The organism is Curtobacterium flaccumfaciens (assembly GCF_013359815.1).
Classification (GTDB): domain Bacteria; phylum Actinomycetota; class Actinomycetes; order Actinomycetales; family Microbacteriaceae; genus Curtobacterium; species Curtobacterium flaccumfaciens.
The window spans coordinates 270,186-284,567 of the sequence record NZ_JABMCF010000036.1 but is presented as its reverse complement, the minus strand read 5'-3'; the positions used below and the strand labels follow the sequence as shown (position 1 = coordinate 284,567).

General features: G+C 72.0%; 15 protein-coding genes. 9 read left to right on the top strand and 6 right to left on the bottom strand.

The features are described 5' to 3' along the window. The first annotated feature begins 30 nt into the window (after nucleotides 1–30). The 3 genes from HP445_RS09480 to ribH are packed head-to-tail and all read left to right on the top strand — an operon-like array spanning nucleotide 31 to nucleotide 1,849. Nucleotides 31–684: a riboflavin synthase gene (locus HP445_RS09480; protein WP_071247477.1), complete on the top strand. Its 654-nt coding sequence runs from the start codon at nucleotides 31–33 to the stop codon at nucleotides 682–684. Then, nucleotides 684–1,373: a 3,4-dihydroxy-2-butanone-4-phosphate synthase gene (ribB, locus tag HP445_RS09475; RefSeq protein ID WP_084741376.1), complete on the top strand. Its 690-nt coding sequence runs from the start codon at nucleotides 684–686 to the stop codon at nucleotides 1,371–1,373. The genes HP445_RS09480 and ribB overlap by 1 nt, the downstream gene beginning before the upstream one ends. After that, complete coding sequence (gene ribH / locus HP445_RS09470) at nucleotides 1,370–1,849, top strand: 6,7-dimethyl-8-ribityllumazine synthase (protein WP_071406282.1); 480 nt, start codon at nucleotides 1,370–1,372, stop codon at nucleotides 1,847–1,849. The genes ribB and ribH overlap by 4 nt, the downstream gene beginning before the upstream one ends. 114 nt (nucleotides 1,850–1,963) lie before the next feature. Here the strand turns inward: ribH and HP445_RS09465 are convergent, their stop codons facing one another. Together HP445_RS09465 and HP445_RS09460 are read right to left on the bottom strand one after the other, a co-directional pair. Further along, entirely contained in the window at nucleotides 1,964–2,134 is a 171-nt protein-coding gene (locus tag HP445_RS09465; RefSeq protein ID WP_017888559.1) for a hypothetical protein, read from the bottom strand. Between the two features lie 66 nt (nucleotides 2,135–2,200). Further along, nucleotides 2,201–2,749 (bottom strand): TetR/AcrR family transcriptional regulator, encoded by a 549-nt coding sequence (locus tag HP445_RS09460; protein ID WP_071406283.1) that lies wholly within the window; start codon nucleotides 2,747–2,749, stop codon nucleotides 2,201–2,203. A 155-nt stretch (nucleotides 2,750–2,904) separates the two neighbouring features. Between HP445_RS09460 and HP445_RS09455 the strand changes: the two genes are divergently transcribed. The 5 genes from HP445_RS09455 (at nucleotide 2,905) to HP445_RS09435 (ending at nucleotide 9,058) form a co-directional block, all read left to right on the top strand. Beyond that, on the top strand, nucleotides 2,905–4,941 hold the full coding sequence (locus HP445_RS09455) for an aldo/keto reductase (RefSeq protein WP_128780966.1): 2,037 nt from the start codon (nucleotides 2,905–2,907) through the stop codon (nucleotides 4,939–4,941). Beyond that, nucleotides 4,920–5,927, top strand: coding sequence for a LacI family DNA-binding transcriptional regulator (locus HP445_RS09450; RefSeq protein ID WP_111032021.1), 1,008 nt, complete (start codon nucleotides 4,920–4,922; stop codon nucleotides 5,925–5,927). The genes HP445_RS09455 and HP445_RS09450 overlap by 22 nt, the downstream gene beginning before the upstream one ends. Before the next feature lie 213 nt (nucleotides 5,928–6,140). Further along, nucleotides 6,141–7,664 (top strand): MFS transporter, encoded by a 1,524-nt coding sequence (locus HP445_RS09445; protein ID WP_128780967.1) that lies wholly within the window; start codon nucleotides 6,141–6,143, stop codon nucleotides 7,662–7,664. A 225-nt stretch (nucleotides 7,665–7,889) separates the two neighbouring features. Next, nucleotides 7,890–8,399: a flavin reductase family protein gene (locus HP445_RS09440; protein WP_027466322.1), complete on the top strand. Its 510-nt coding sequence runs from the start codon at nucleotides 7,890–7,892 to the stop codon at nucleotides 8,397–8,399. A gap of 44 nt (nucleotides 8,400–8,443) precedes the next feature. Beyond that, nucleotides 8,444–9,058, top strand: a complete 615-nt coding sequence (locus HP445_RS09435; RefSeq protein ID WP_027466323.1) for a superoxide dismutase — start codon at nucleotides 8,444–8,446, stop codon at nucleotides 9,056–9,058. Nucleotides 9,059–9,219: 161 nt separating this feature from the next. Here HP445_RS09435 and HP445_RS09430 read toward each other — a convergent pair whose 3' ends face one another. Then, complete coding sequence (locus HP445_RS09430) at nucleotides 9,220–9,801, bottom strand: TetR/AcrR family transcriptional regulator (protein ID WP_128780968.1); 582 nt, start codon at nucleotides 9,799–9,801, stop codon at nucleotides 9,220–9,222. A gap of 158 nt (nucleotides 9,802–9,959) precedes the next feature. On the opposite strand from HP445_RS09430, the gene HP445_RS09425 reads away from it, so the two are divergent. Beyond that, nucleotides 9,960–10,931: a carbohydrate kinase family protein gene (locus HP445_RS09425; protein WP_128780969.1), complete on the top strand. Its 972-nt coding sequence runs from the start codon at nucleotides 9,960–9,962 to the stop codon at nucleotides 10,929–10,931. Nucleotides 10,932–10,988: 57 nt separating this feature from the next. On the opposite strand, the gene HP445_RS09420 is transcribed toward HP445_RS09425, so the two are convergent. From HP445_RS09420 to HP445_RS09410, 3 genes are read right to left on the bottom strand one after another with little or no spacing between them, the layout of a single operon-like run. Continuing rightward, a complete protein-coding gene (locus HP445_RS09420; RefSeq protein WP_164941208.1) occupies nucleotides 10,989–12,461 on the bottom strand; it encodes a serine hydrolase domain-containing protein in 1,473 nt (490 codons plus the stop codon). Then, nucleotides 12,458–13,807 carry a cryptochrome/photolyase family protein gene (locus HP445_RS09415; RefSeq protein WP_128780971.1) on the bottom strand — a complete coding sequence of 450 codons (1,350 nt, stop codon included), beginning with the start codon at nucleotides 13,805–13,807 and terminating at the stop codon, nucleotides 12,458–12,460. The genes HP445_RS09420 and HP445_RS09415 overlap by 4 nt, the downstream gene beginning before the upstream one ends. Beyond that, nucleotides 13,804–14,316 (bottom strand): MarR family winged helix-turn-helix transcriptional regulator, encoded by a 513-nt coding sequence (locus tag HP445_RS09410; protein ID WP_171907864.1) that lies wholly within the window; start codon nucleotides 14,314–14,316, stop codon nucleotides 13,804–13,806. The genes HP445_RS09415 and HP445_RS09410 overlap by 4 nt, the downstream gene beginning before the upstream one ends. Nucleotides 14,317–14,382: the final 66 nt, after the last annotated feature.

Below are 14,382 nucleotides of genomic sequence, written 5' to 3'. Positions count from 1 at the left end.
CGCCCCCGGAGTCCCGTTGAGAGGACACCAGTGTTCACCGGCATCATCGAGGAACTCGGCACCGTCACCGCCGTCGAGCAGCAGGGCGACTCCGTCGCGCTCACCGTCCACGGCCCCGTCGTCGTGCAGGACGCCCGGCACGGCGACTCGATCGCGACGAGTGGTGTCTGCCTGACCGTCGTCGAGCAGACCCCCGAGACCTTCACCGCCTTCGTCATGAAGCAGACCCTCGACATGAGCGCCCACGGTGCACTCCGGGTGGGCGACCGCCTGAACCTCGAGCGCGCCGCCTCGGTGGGTGACCGCCTGGGCGGGCACATCGTGCAGGGCCACATCGACGGCACCGCCACGGTGCTCGAGACGGCCGACGGTGACGGCTGGCGACGCGTGCGGTTCTCGCTCGCGCCCGCACTCAGCCCGCTCGTGGTCGACAAGGGCTCGATCGCGCTCGACGGCGTCTCGCTCACGGTCAGCGCGGTCTCACCCGAGGACACCGCGCCCGACGCGGCCTGGTTCGAGGTGAGCCTGATCCCCGAGACACTCGAGGCGACGACGCTCGGGCTCCGCGTGCCGGGTGACCGGGTGAACGTCGAGACCGACGTCCTGGCACGGCACGTCCGCCGCATGCTGCGGCTCGACGCCGCGGCGCAGTCGCTCGAGACCGTCGGATCGGAGGCCCGGTGATGGTCGCCGAGGCCGGTGCCGTCCCGCAGGCACTCGGGTTGTCGAGCATCGAGGCCGCGATCGCGTCGATCGCCGCCGGTCGTCCGGTGATCGTCGTCGACGACGAGGACCGTGAGAACGAGGGTGACGTCATCCTGTCCGCCGAGCTCGCCTCGCCGGAGTGGATCGCGTGGACCGTCGCGCACTCGTCCGGGTTCATCTGCGCGCCGCTCAGCACCGAGATCGCCGACGCCCTCGACCTGCCGCCGATGGTGGCGCACAACGAGGACGTCCGCGGCACGGCCTACACGGTCACCGTCGACGCCGCCGTCGGTGTGACCACGGGCATCAGCGCTCATGACCGCGCCCGTACGCTGCGGGTCCTCGCCGACCCGACCTCGGTGCGCGACGACCTGCACCGCCCCGGACACGTGGTGCCCCTGCGCGCACGACCGGGCGGGGTCCGGGAGCGCGCCGGGCACACCGAAGCAGCGATCGAGCTCGTCACAGCAGCCGGACTCCGGCCCGCTGCGGCGATCTGCGAGATCGTCGACGAGGACGGCAGCATGATGCGGCTGCCGGCGCTCGTCGCACTCGGGGCACGCGAGGGCGTGCCCGTCATCACCATCGCCGCGCTCGCCGAGTGGCTGGACGCGGCAGACCGGGCGGCGGCAGCGACCGCAGCGCCCACGGAAGGAACGACACGATGAGCGGAGCAGGCGCGGCAGACCGCGACCAGGTCGACGGCACCGGGATCCGGGTGGCCGTCATCGCCGGACAGTGGCACGACACCATCGCCGCGGGCCTGCTGGCCGGGGCACAGCGCGAGGTCGAGCGGCTCGGGGCGACGGCCGAGGTTATCCCCGTCCCCGGAAGCTTCGAGCTGCCCGTGGTCGCGAAGACCGCGCTCGAGGCCGGTTTCGACGCGGCGGTCGCGCTCGGCGTCATCATCCGCGGCGGCACCCCGCACTTCGAGTACGTCTCGGGTGCTGCGACGAGCGGCCTGACGCAGGTCGCGATCGACACCGGCAAGCCCGTCGGGTTCGGCGTGCTCACGCTGGACGACGAGCAGCAGGGACTCGACCGCGCCGGGCTGCCCGACTCCAAGGAGGACAAGGGCGCCGAGGCCGCACACGCGGCGATCAGCACCGCGGTGACGCTGCGGTCCCTGCGCCTCCCGGTCTGAGGCGCCGGACACGCCACACAGAACGGCCCCGCACCGGTGAGGTGCGGGGCCGTTCTGTGTGTGCTGATCAGTGCTTGCTGGTCGCGCTTGCTGACTAGCGGCGCTGCTTGCTGGCTAGCGCTTGCCGAACACGTGGATCGGCAGGAAGAAGGAGAGGCTCATCAGGAGCACGCCGGCCATGAAGACGAAGGCCTGGCCCGACTCGACCTGGAAGGCGAACCCGAACAGGTACATCGACACCAGCAGCAGCAGGATCGAGAAAACAGCGGCGATGACGCGGCCCACGGGATACCTCCGGGTGTCGACGAGTGGATCGTTCCCCAGTCTATCCCCAGCCGGGGGTGTGCCGGTTCACGCTCCGGGTCGCGTCGCGATCAGACGGTCGACGACGGTGAGCAGGGTCTCCATGTCGACGCTGCCCCGCTTCGGTCGCACCTCGCTCGCGGCACCGAGCGAGGCCTGGTGGTACAGCCCGTCGCCGAGGAGCTTGACGGCCTGCGCGGTCGGCTCGTCGCCGAGGGCGTCGACGAGGGTCGCGAGCCAGGCGTTCTCGGTGTCGTCGAGGGTGCGTCCGGCCTCTTCGTAGCCGGCCTGCTGCAGGCGGCTCGCGGCGAGCAGGGCGAGGTCCAGCTCGCTGCCGACGAACAGGCAGTTGCGGACGAAGTAGCGCGCGGCACCGTCCTCGGCGTCCTGCATGCGCTCGACGTCGATCGCGGACAGGTCGGACAGGCGTTCGCAGAGCCCCTCGACCAGCGCGGCCTTGGAACCGAAGTGGTAGAGCAGGCCGCCCTTCGAGACACCGGCGCGCGCGGCGACGGCGTCGAGCGTGGCGGGACGCTCGCCTTCCTCGCACACGATGGCGACGAAGCTGTCGAGGACGCGGTCGCGGGCACTGGCCATGCCGAGAGTCTAGGAGCAGTTCCGGGGGTCGCGGACGCCGGCTCCTCCGCCGCCGCCGTGAACGCTCACGAATTGCCGCAGGACCATTGCCGATCGCTCTGGTGCCCGCTAGCGTCGAGCCGACCGTGAAGGTTCACGAGACGACAAGGATCCGCATGTCAGCGCAGACGGCGAACACCGCCACCACCCCGACCTCGACCACCACCGACCGCCCCGGGTGGGCCGTCCTCGGCCCCGGCAGCATCGCCCGACGCTTCCTCTCGCAGCTGCCCGCCAGCGGGGGCGTCCTGGTCGCAGCCGGCAGTTCGTCCGCCGAGCGGGCGCAGGTCTTCGCCGACGAGGCCGCCGGGTTCGGGTTCACGGACGTGACCGCCGGGACCTACGACGAGGTCCTCGCCGACCCCCGGGTGGACGCCGTCTACGTGTCGACCGTGCACACCGGGCACACCCGGCTCGTGCTCGCCGCACTCGAGGCCGGCAAGGCCGTCCTGTGCGAGAAGCCCCTCGCCGTGAACCACGGCACCGCGATGGCGCTCACCGACGCCGCGCGCCAGGCCGGCCTGCCGCTCGTCGAGGCGTTCATGTACCGCTTCCACCCGCAGACCGCGGCACTGCTCGACCTGGTCCGCGACGGCGTGATCGGCGACGTGACCCACGTGGACGCCTCGTTCGCGTTCCGGACGGGTGAGCGCACCGGTCGCCTGTTCGACGTCGACACCGCCGGCGGCGGGATCCTCGACGTCGGCGGGTACCCGGTGACGATGGCCGCGGCGATCGTGCAGGCCGCCACCGGGGTCGCCGTCGCCGAACCGGTGGACCTCACCGCCACGGGCACGCTCGGGCCGACCGGGGTCGACGAGTGGACGGTCGCGCAGCTCACCTACCGGGGCGGGGTCACGGCGACGGTCCGGACCGGCGTCTTCGTGCAGGACGACAACGCCGTGTCGGTGTACGGCTCGCGCGGTCGCATCGTGCTCACCGACCCGTGGACCCTGGGCGACGACCCCACCATCGAGATCCACACCGTCGACGAACCCCCTCGCTCGCTGTCGTTCGCGGGTGAGCACCCCTACGCCCGAGAAGCCGACGCCACCACCGACGCCCTGCGTGCCGGTGCGGTCGAGGCGGCGCAGATGACCATCGACGAGACCCTCGCCACCGCCCGCACGCTCGACAGGTGGCGCGCGGCGATCGGCCTGCGCTACCCCTTCGAGGCCGAGACCGCCGACATCCCGACGGTGTCCGGCCGACCGCTCACCGTGCAGGACGGCAACCCGATGCGCTACGGCGAGGTGCCGGGCGTCGGCAAGCGGATGTCCCGCCTGGTGATGGGCGTCGACAACCAGCCCGACCTGGCACACGCCAGCGCGATCTTCGACCTGTTCGTCGAGCAGGGCGGCAACGTCTTCGACACCGGGTACATCTACGGCGGCGGTGTGCTCGAAGGACGGCTCGGCAGGTGGATCCAGAACCGGGGGGTCCGCGAGGACGTGGTCGTCATCACGAAGGGCGCCCACACCCCGCACTGTGACCCGGAGTCGATCACCCGGCAGCTGCTCGAGAGCCTCGAGCGCCAGGGCACCGACTACGCGGACATCTACATGATGCACCGCGACAACCCCGACGTCCCGGTGGGGGAGTTCGTCGACGTGCTCGACGAGCACCGCCGAGCCGGGCGCATCCGCGTGTACGGCGGCTCGAACTGGACGCCGGCACGCTTCGACGAGGCCAACGCCTACGCACGGGCCAACGGGAAGCACGGGTTCGAGGTGCTCAGCAACCACTTCGGTCTCGCCGAGGCGTACGACGTGCCGTGGGACGGCTGCGAACACGCGACCGATGCGGCATCGAAGGCGTGGCTGGAGGAACGCCAGGTCCCGCTGCTGCCGTGGTCCTCGCAGGCCCGCGGGTTCTTCACCGGCCGCGCGACGCCCGAGGACACCAGCGACGCCGAACTCGTCCGCTGCTACTACTCGGACGACAACTTCGAGCGGCTCCGGCGTGCGCGGGAGCTCGGCGAGCAGTTCGGCGTCCCCGCGACGGCGATCGCCCTGGCGTACGTGCTCAACCAGCCGTTCCCGACGTTCCCGCTCTTCGGACCCCGTACGATCGCGGAGGCCCGGTCGTCCATGACCGGCCTCTCCGTCGACCTCTCCCCGGAACAGGTGGCATGGCTGGACCTCCGCGCCTGACCCCGGGCGGCCGCGCGACGATCATCGACGTCGCCGCGGCCGCCGGGGTGTCCCGGCAGACCGTCACCCGCGCGATGAACGGCATGTCCGGCATCAGCGCGGCGACCAAGGACCGCGTGCTCCAGGCCGCGGCTGCGCTCGACTACCGTCCGTCACGGTTCGGCCGCGGGCTCGTCACGGGTGGCGACCACCAGCTCGGGCTCGTCGTCAACGACCTGCGGAACCCCTACGCACCGGCACTCGCCTCCGCGGTGCTCGGCCTGGCCGCCGCCCGCGGGTGGAACGTCATGCTCGCCGACGTCGGGCTCGCGAGCGACTCGGACCGGATGGTGGAGTCCCTCGGTGCCCAGACCGACGTCGTGATCGGCTACCTCGGGTCCCGTGCGCCGGAGTGGATCGAACGGCTCGGCTCGGTCCCGGTCGTCGAGCTCGACCCCTCGGGGCCGGTGACCCGCGCCGCGGTCCGGATCGACCCGACCGCCGCGATCGAGGACCTCGCCGACCACCTCGTCGACGTCGGGGTGAAGCACCCCGTCGTGCTCGACGCCGCTGCCGACGGCGTGCCGAGCCAGCGCGGAGAGCACATGGTCGCGGCACTCCGGCGTCGCGGGTACCTGCCCGACCTCGTCGTCGCGTCCGCGCCCACCGCAGAGGCCGGTGCCGAACGGACCGAACGGATCCTCGCCGAGCACCGCCGGGTGGACGCGGTCCTGGCGTTCAACGACGTGCTGGCGCTCGGCGTGCTGTCGGCCTGTCGTCGTGCCGGCGTCGACGTCCCCGGTGACGTCCGTGTGGTCGGCGTCGACGGCCTGCCGCTCGGGACGCTCGTCGCGCCGACGCTCACCACGCTGGCCGTCGACCTCGACGAGGTCGCCGGCCAGGCCCTCGACCTGGCGCTCGGCATGCTCGCGGGCGAGCTGCCGCGCTCGGGCGCGGCCGTCGAGCGCACGGTGCGACACCGCTTGCTGCTCCGCGAATCGGCGTAGGCCCGACGACGCGACCAGTGGACCGACGCAAGGCCCGTGGCGGGACCGGCACGGGCCTCCCGGCCGTCGTCAGTTGCATTTGCAACCAAAACCGTCCGGACGGTACACTAACGGAGTCCTGACGGGGCGCGTGTCCATCCCGCGTCCCGTCTCGTCTGCCCCACGTACCACCCGCCGTCGACCTGGTCCGGCTCGAAGTCCCAGGAGTCCGCCGTGTCCGCACTGCTCACCAGCCCCGTCGCCACCCGCGTCACCGGGAGCCGCGCCCGACGGTTCCTCGCGTTCGCCGTGCTCATGCTGCCGGTCCTGCTCATCTCGGTCGACAACACCATCCTGAGCTTCGCGCTGCCGTCGATCAGCCGCGCGCTGAACCCGGACGCGACCACGCAGCTCTGGATCGTGGACGCGTACCCGCTGGTGCTCGCCGGCCTGCTCGTCGTGATGGGCAGCATCGGTGACCGCATCGGCCGCCGGCGGATCCTGGTGATCGGTGCGACCGGCTTCGCCCTGTTCTCGGTGGCCGCGGCGTTCGCGACCGACGCCTGGATGCTCGTCGCTGCCCGGATCGCGATGGGCGTCTTCGGCGCGATGCTCATGCCGGCGACACTGTCGATCATCCGCAACGTGTTCGTGGACGCGGGGGAGCGGCGGATGGCGCTCGCCGTCTGGTCGACGATGTTCGCGGCCGGCAACGCGCTCGGGCCGCTCGTCGGCGGCGCGCTGCTCGCGCACTTCCACTGGGGCAGCGTGTTCCTCGTCGCGGTGCCGATCCTCGTGCTCATGCTCGTCGGCGTGCCGTTCTGCGTGCCGGAGTCCCGCGACCCGATGCCCGGGCCGGTCGACCTGCCGAGCATGTTCCTGTCCCTCGGCGCGCTCGCACCCATCGCCTGGGCCATCAAGTCGGTCGTGCACCCCGAGGAGCGCGGCCTCGCGATCGCCATGCTCGCGGTCGGTGTCGTGTGCGGCATCGCGTTCGTCCGTCGGCAGCTGCGGTCCCGCACGCCGATGCTCGACCTGCGCCTGTTCCGCAGCACGGCCTTCACCGGCAGTGTGCTGATGAACCTGGCGGCGATGTTCTCGCTCACCGGGTTCCTGTTCTTCATCGCCCAGCACCTGCAGCTCGTGGCGGGGCTCGACCCGTTCGCGTCCGGCATCGTGCTCATCCCGGGGTCGGTCCTGACCATCGTCGCCGGGCTCGCGGTCGTGCCGATCGTGGCGCGTGTCGCCCCGCGCTGGGTCGTGTCGGTCGCGCTGCTGTTCTCGGCGGCGGCGTACGCCCTCGTCGCGGTCCTCGGACACCACGCCTCCATCGCCGCCCTGGCGTTCGCGTTCGTGCTGCTCGGCATCGGGATCGGCGCGTCCGAGACGGTGACGAACGACCTCATCATCTCGACGGCACCGGCGGACAAGGCGGGTGCGGCGTCGGCGATGTCCGAGACGGCGTACGAGATCGGCGCCGTGCTCGGCACCGCGGTCCTCGGCACGATCCTGGCGACGACCTACCGGGCGCACGTCGTGGTGCCCGACGGGTTGTCCTCGGCGGCGCACGTCGCGGCGCAGGAGACCCTCGGCGGCGCGGTCGCCGCGGCGGGGCAGCTCGGCGGCAGCGCCGGGCAGGTGCTGCTCGAGTCGGCGCGGGCGGCCTTCGACTCCGGCGTGACGATCACGGCGGGCGTCGCCGCGGTGCTCATGGTCGTGGCGGCCGCGGGTGCGCTCGTCATGCTCAAGCGCCGCTGAGCTCGCGTCGCTGCGCTGCGCTGTGAGCGGCGCTGCGCTTCGTGAGCAGGAATGGTCGGGTCGCCGTGCGTGACCAGACCATTCCTGCTCACGAAGTGCCCGCCACGGCGCGCCCGGCCACGCCCGAACCTGTGAATCGTTGACCTCAACCAGGGTTCAGGTCATACGTTGGGTGACAGCCGCCGAGTGACGGCAGCCCCTCCCGAAGGAACGACCACGATCACCATGCCCGACGAAGCACCGGCAACCATCGCCGACGCGTACAAGTCCGCCTTCCGCGGGCACCCTGCCGGCGTCGCCGTCATCACGGCCGAAGGCCCCGACGGACCGACCGGCCTCACCGCCTCGAGCGTCGCGAGCGTCGCCGTCGACCCGCCCGTCCTCGTCTTCTCGCTCTCGACGAACTCCGGCTCGGCCGGGGTCGTGCTCGGTGCGCCGCTGTTCGTCGTGCACCTGGTCGACTCCCTCGGGGTCGCACTGGCCAAGCGATTCGCCTCGACCGGCAGCCCGGCCGCTGACGACCCGATCTGGGGCACGTTGCCGTCCGGCGACCGCTACCTGCCGAGTGCGGCGAGTGCGCTCCGCTGCCGACCGCTGTCGACGACGCCCATCGGCAGCTCGACCGTCGTCGTGGCCGAGGTGCTCGACATCATCGTCGGCGCCGACCGCGGCGAGCCGCTCGTCTACCACAACCGGGAATTCCACTCCCTCACCGATCGTTCCCGGCTCTCGTGAGCCGCGGAGCCGCGTCCACAACCCACTGATCGAAAGGACCTCACATGGCTGAGTACACCCTGCCGGAACTGCCGTACGACTACGCCGCGCTCGAGCCGCACATCAGCGGCAAGATCATGCAGCTGCACCACGACAAGCACCACCAGGCCTACGTGACCGGTGCCAACACCGCGCTGCAGCAGCTCGGTGAGGCCCGTGAGTCCGGCAACTTCGGCGCGATCAACAAGCTCGAGAAGGACCTCGCGTTCCACCTCGGTGGTCACGTGAACCACTCGATCTTCTGGACCAACCTCGGCCCGGACACGAAGGTCCCCGAGGGCGAGCTCGCCGCGGCGATCGACGAGTTCTTCGGTTCGTTCGAGAAGTTCCAGGCGCAGTTCGCCGCCGTCGCGAACGGCATCCAGGGCTCCGGCTGGTCCGTGCTGGCCTGGGACACCGTGGGCCAGAAGCTCACCACGTTCCAGCTCTTCGACCAGCAGGGCAACATCCCGTTCGGCCTCGTCCCGATCTTCATGCTCGACATGTGGGAGCACGCCTTCTACCTCGACTACCTGAACGTCAAGGCGGACTACGTCAAGGCCGTCTGGAACATCGTCGACTGGGAGAACGTCGCCGCTCGTTTCGAGAACGCGAAGTCGCAGCGGTTCGTCACGCTCTGATCCGCGTCGGCGGGTCACCACGGTGACCACCTGACGAACGGGAGGCACGGTGCCAGCTGGCACCGTGCCTCCCGTTCGTGGTCCGGGTCACGTTCCGGGCCGTGCGCGGTCGCGTGTCCCGTCGCCGGGTGCGCGAGTGGTCCGCGATCGCGCGCGTGCGCTCAGCGCACGCGCGCTGCGTCGGCCGTGCTGGCTGCCAGGTCGTGGGCGATGCGACGCAGTGCGGCGTCGGCATCGGTGTGCGCGCCGTCGACGAGCGCGCCCCACTGGGCTCCGCGGGCGGCCATGACCGTGTGCTGGGCCGCACGTTCCGCGAGGACGGGGTCGGTGCCGTGTGCTCGGCACCAGGCCCGGATGGCGGCCACCTGGCAGCGGTGCGCGCGGCGCTGCCGGTCACGCCCGTCGAGGGACTCGACCGACCCGAGTTCGAAGGTGAGCCGTGCGGCCAGCGCACGGTGCGGGTCGTCGAGCCCGCCGAAGGTCGCGACCAGGTGGTCGGCGAGGGCGTCCGTGTCGGCGGCGGGGTCGAGCGCGGGCGTTCGGTGCGAGGTCGCGAGGTGCTCGACGACGGAGTCGATCAGGGCGTCGCGGGAGCCGAAGTGGTAGACGACCGGGTAGGCGCTCGTGCCGAGCACGCGGCCGAGGCCCCGGACCGTGACGTCCTCGATCTTGGTCTCGACGAAGTGGTCGACGACTTTCTCGAGGATCGCGGGTTTGCGGGTGGGGTCGGGCTTCCTGGGCATGGCATCTCCGTCGTCGGGGCGGTGGTCGCGCGACCGCCCACATACTAGCAGCCGGTATATCAGTGACACCATTGGTCGTTGTGTGCGATCTCTCCGCGAAACCTCCGTTTTCACCGATAGAAACGGAGAAAAACTCGGCTCCGGGTAGACTGTTGCGGATGTCCATGCCGTACGAGGGCGCTCTGCCGCCGTCACGGCCCGAGGGGACCCGCGCCGGACGGGTGGTCGCGGGCCGTCGTCGCGGCGCCGGAAAACGCTTCCTGGTCGTCGGGGACGTCCTGGACGGCGTCCTCGTGCACACCACCGCACACCGGATCGGGGTGCACGACCCCGCTGCGGAGATCCGCCACCGGCCGACCGGTGCCGGTGGCAACACGGCCACGTGGCTCGGCTGGCTCGGGGCCGAGGTCGACGTCGTCGCCCGGGTGGGGGTCGACGACGTGTACCGCCACGAGCGCGCGCTCGAGGACGCCGGGGTCCGCGCCCACCTGCGCTACGACGCGATGACGTCCACCGGGGTCGTCGTCTCGGTCCGCAACGACCACGGTCGCACCGCGATGTCGGACCCCGCCGCGAGCGGGAAGATCAGCGCCGCCGACGTCCCGCCGTCGGTGGTCGCCCGCGCCGACATCGTGCACCTGACCGGGGCTGCCATGCTCGGCGGCGGTGCAGACCGGCTCGCCGACCTGGTGGCGTGCGCCCGGACCGGCCCGGCGCGCGTGGCGGTGGACCCCTCGTCGGTGGCGGTGATCGAGACGATCGGTGCCGACCGGTTCCTCGAGGCCCTCCGGGGCGTCGACGTGCTCTTCCCCGACCAGCACGAGGCGCTCGCCCTCGGCGGGGGCGACGACCTCGACGCCGCGGTGCGGCGGCTGACCGAGCACGTCCCGCTGGTCGTCGTCACGGCCGGGGCCGACGGCGCGCTCATCGGGCGCCGGGGACGCAGCGTCCACCGGGTCCCCGCGACACCGGCGACCGTCGTCGACACCATCGGGGCCGGGGACGCCTTCGTCGCCGGGTTCGTCCGTGCGTGGGCGACGGATCCGGTCCGCGTCGGTGCGGCAGCCCGCGAGGGCACCCGGGTCGCCGCGCGGGCACTCGGCTTCGTGGGCGGTCGACCGCCGGTCTGATCCGACGGGTTATCGGTTGACACCCCCGGGTCGGCGCTCCGTCGGGTCAGCGCTCGGTCAGCGCTCCGACGGTTCGGCCACGACGTTCAGGGTCTGGACGCGCCCCGCGGCGGCGGGCGCGAGCCGGATCTCGACGCGCAGTCGCCCGCAGGTGCCGGGGAGCCACCAGCGCAGGTGCGACGGTGCCGCCGAGTACTCGGACACCGGTGCGGCACCGAGGTCGGCACCGACGTCCGCGACGGCCTGCGCCACCGCCCGGCGCCGTCGGTCGTACGGCACGTCCATCGCCACGTTGGGCGTGCAGATGGCGTCCGCCAGGTCGTCGCTCCAGTCGGCCAGGAGGCGCGTCACGGCGGCCTGGGCGGCTCGCGTCGCGCGGGTGGTCGCCGCCATCCCGCTGGTCGCTCCGGCCACGTCGGTGCCGGCTTCCGCCGGGTCGGGTGTCCGAGCCGTCAGCGCCGCGTCGAGCACGAGGTCGTGCGCCTGCTGCGCGGCCGCGGAGACCTTGGCCTGCGTGGCGTTCTCGAACGCGACGACCCCGAGACCGTCGCGCACGGACCACCGCATGTGCGCGGAGAAGCCCGGGTAGCCGCCGGAGTGCGAGACGAGCTCGCCGAAACGGTCGTCCTGCTCGACGAACAGCCCGAAGCCGTACGCCGTCGCGCGGGCCGAACCCGGGACGACGGACGACGGGACGACCCGCATCGCCTGCTGCATCAGTCGGCGGTCAGCGGGGGAGACCGGGCCGGGCTCCGGTGCGGCGGAGAACGCCGAACCGAGGTGTGTCGCCCAGCGCGCCAGGTCACTCACGGTCGAGAAGAGCCCGCCGATCGACGAGAAGGCGCCGGGGCCGGTCATCGGCAGTGGTTCCCAGTCGCCCTCGTGTCCGCGGGCACCGGTGACGACGAAGCCGCCGGACTCGTCCGCGCTGAACACCGTGTCGGTGAGTCCGAGGGGACGGAGCACGGTCTCGCTGGCGGCCGCGGTGAAGGGCTGCCCCGACGCGACGGCGACGACCCGGCCGAGCAGCGCGTAGCCGAGGTTCGAGTAGGCGAAGCGCGTGCCCGGCAGCGAGTCGAACAGCAGGCCGCCGCGCAGGACCTCGTCGAGCTCGGCGTCCGAGATCGACTCCTGCCGGTCGGCCCAGGGGTCGTCGGTGGGGAACCCGGCCGACATCGTCAGCAGCATCCGCACCGTGGGGACGGGGGAGTCCGGGGTCGGCAGGGTGACGGTGCCGAAGGCCGGCACGAAGTCGGTGATGGGCGCGTCGAGGTCGAGCGCGCCCCGGGCGACGAGGGTCAGCAGGGTCGCGGCGGTGACGCTCTTGGTGCAGGAGGCGATGCGGTACACGGTGTCGGCGTCCGGGCTCCGGCCGTCACCGCGGTCACCGTGCCCGCCGGACGCGACGAGGCCGGAGCGGTCGAACACGCCCCACACGCTGCTCGGCGCGATGCCCTGTTCGACGCGAGCACGGAACAGCTCGTCGACCTGGTCGACGACCGCAGCGATCGCGGGGTGCGACCCGGTCACGAGCGCCGCATCCGTTCGTAGGCGTCGAGCGCCCGCTGCCGTGACGCCTTCAGGTCGACCATCGGCTCGGGCCGCAGCTCGTCGGCGGGGACCCAGCGGTGGACGTACTCGCGGTGCGGGTCGAAGCGCTCGAGTTGCCGATCGGGGTTGAAGACGCGGAAGTACGGGGCGGCGTCGAAGCCGGAGCCCGCGACCCACTGCCAGTTCGCCGCGTTGTTGGCGGGGTCGGCGTCGACCAGGGTGTCCCAGAACCACTGCTCCCCGACGCGCCAGTCGACGAGCAGGTTCTTCACGAGGAAGCTGCCGGCGGCCAGCCGCACCCGGTTGTGCATGGCGCCGCTGTGCCAGAGCTCGCGCATGCCCGCGTCGACCAGGTCGAAGCCGGTCAGGCCCTGCCGCCAGCGGTCGAGCTCAGCCGCTTCCGGGTCACGCCACGGGAAGGCGTCGAAGTTCCGACGGACGTTGACGGTGGCGATGTCGTCGCAGTGGAAGTACTCGTTCCAGTTGAACTCGCGCCACGCCAGCTGCCGGAGGAACGCGGCGGCGTTCTGGCGCTGCGCGGGCTCGAGCCGCTCGTGCAGGCGGTGCCACACCTGGAACGGGCTGATCTCGCCCCACCGCAGGAACGGCGAGAGGCTGCTGGTGGCCTCCATCGCGGGCTCGTCGCGCTGGTCGTAGTCCTCGAGCGCGTGCTCGACGAAGTGCTCGAGCTGCTGCTGCGCGCCGTGCTCGCCCGGGGTCCAGGCGTCACGGAGGCCGCCGGCCCAGTCGGGCTTCGTCGGCAGCAGTGCCCAGTCGGCCAGCGCATCACCCGTGACGTCGGCCGGAGCGGGCATGTCGTCGGGGTCGGGCAGGGGATGGCGCGGTTCGGGCAGCGCCTGGACGGCGTTCCAGAACGGGGTGAAGACCTTGTACGGCTCGCCCTGCCCGGTGAGCACCGTCCACGGTTCCCAGAGCAGGTTCGCGGCGAAGCTGTGCGCCTCAACGCCACGGTCGTGCAGCGCCGCCTTGATGCCGGCGTCGATGTCCCGCTCGACGGCGCCGTACCGACGGTTCCAGTACACGGCGTCCGCCCCGGTGTCGGCGACGAGCTGGTCGATGACCGTCGCCGCGGCACCGCGTCGGAGGACCAGCCGGGAACCCCGCTCGCGCAGGTCGGCGTCGAGGGCGGTCAGCGACTGGTGCAGCCACCAGCGGCTCGCGGCACCGATCGGACGGAGCCCGGGGGACTGCTCGTCGAGGACGACCACCACCGTGACGTCGCCGCCGTGGTCGATCGCTGCACGGAGCGCCGGGTTGTCCGACAGCCGCAGGTCGTCACGGAGCCAGACGATCGCGCCGGTCACACCGTTGCCGCATCCGCAGCGGCCACCGGGCGGGCCGTCGACCGCCGGCTCGGTGCCGTACCGACCGCGAGCCGGAGCTTCGTGCAGAGCTCGGTGAGGGTGCGGAGTTCGGGGTCGGACAGCCCGGCGCCGACCTGCTGCGCGATGCTCGCCGCGTGCTGCACGGCGACCTGGCGGTAGACGTCGAAGCCGTGCGGGGTCAGTGCCACGATCACGCCCCGGGCGTCGGTTGGGTCCGGCTGCTTCTCGACGATGCCGCGGGCGAGCAGTCGGTCGACCAGGCGGCTGACGCTCGGCTGGGTGAGGAGCAGGTGCCCGGTGAGGTCGCGCATCCGGCAGCGGCGGCCGGGCTGGGTCGACAGGTTGAAGCAGACGTCGTACTCGTTGAACGAGATCTCGTCGCCGGGGAAGTCCGCGTTGAGACTCCGCATCACGGCGACCTGGGCGCGGAAGAGCGCTTCCCAGGCGGCGACGGCGGTCGCCTTCTCACTGCGGCGTGTCTCGCTCACGTTCGCGTTCCCTCCGGTCGTACGGTCTGACCACACTACCGACGGGGTCCGACAGGAGCCGGGCGA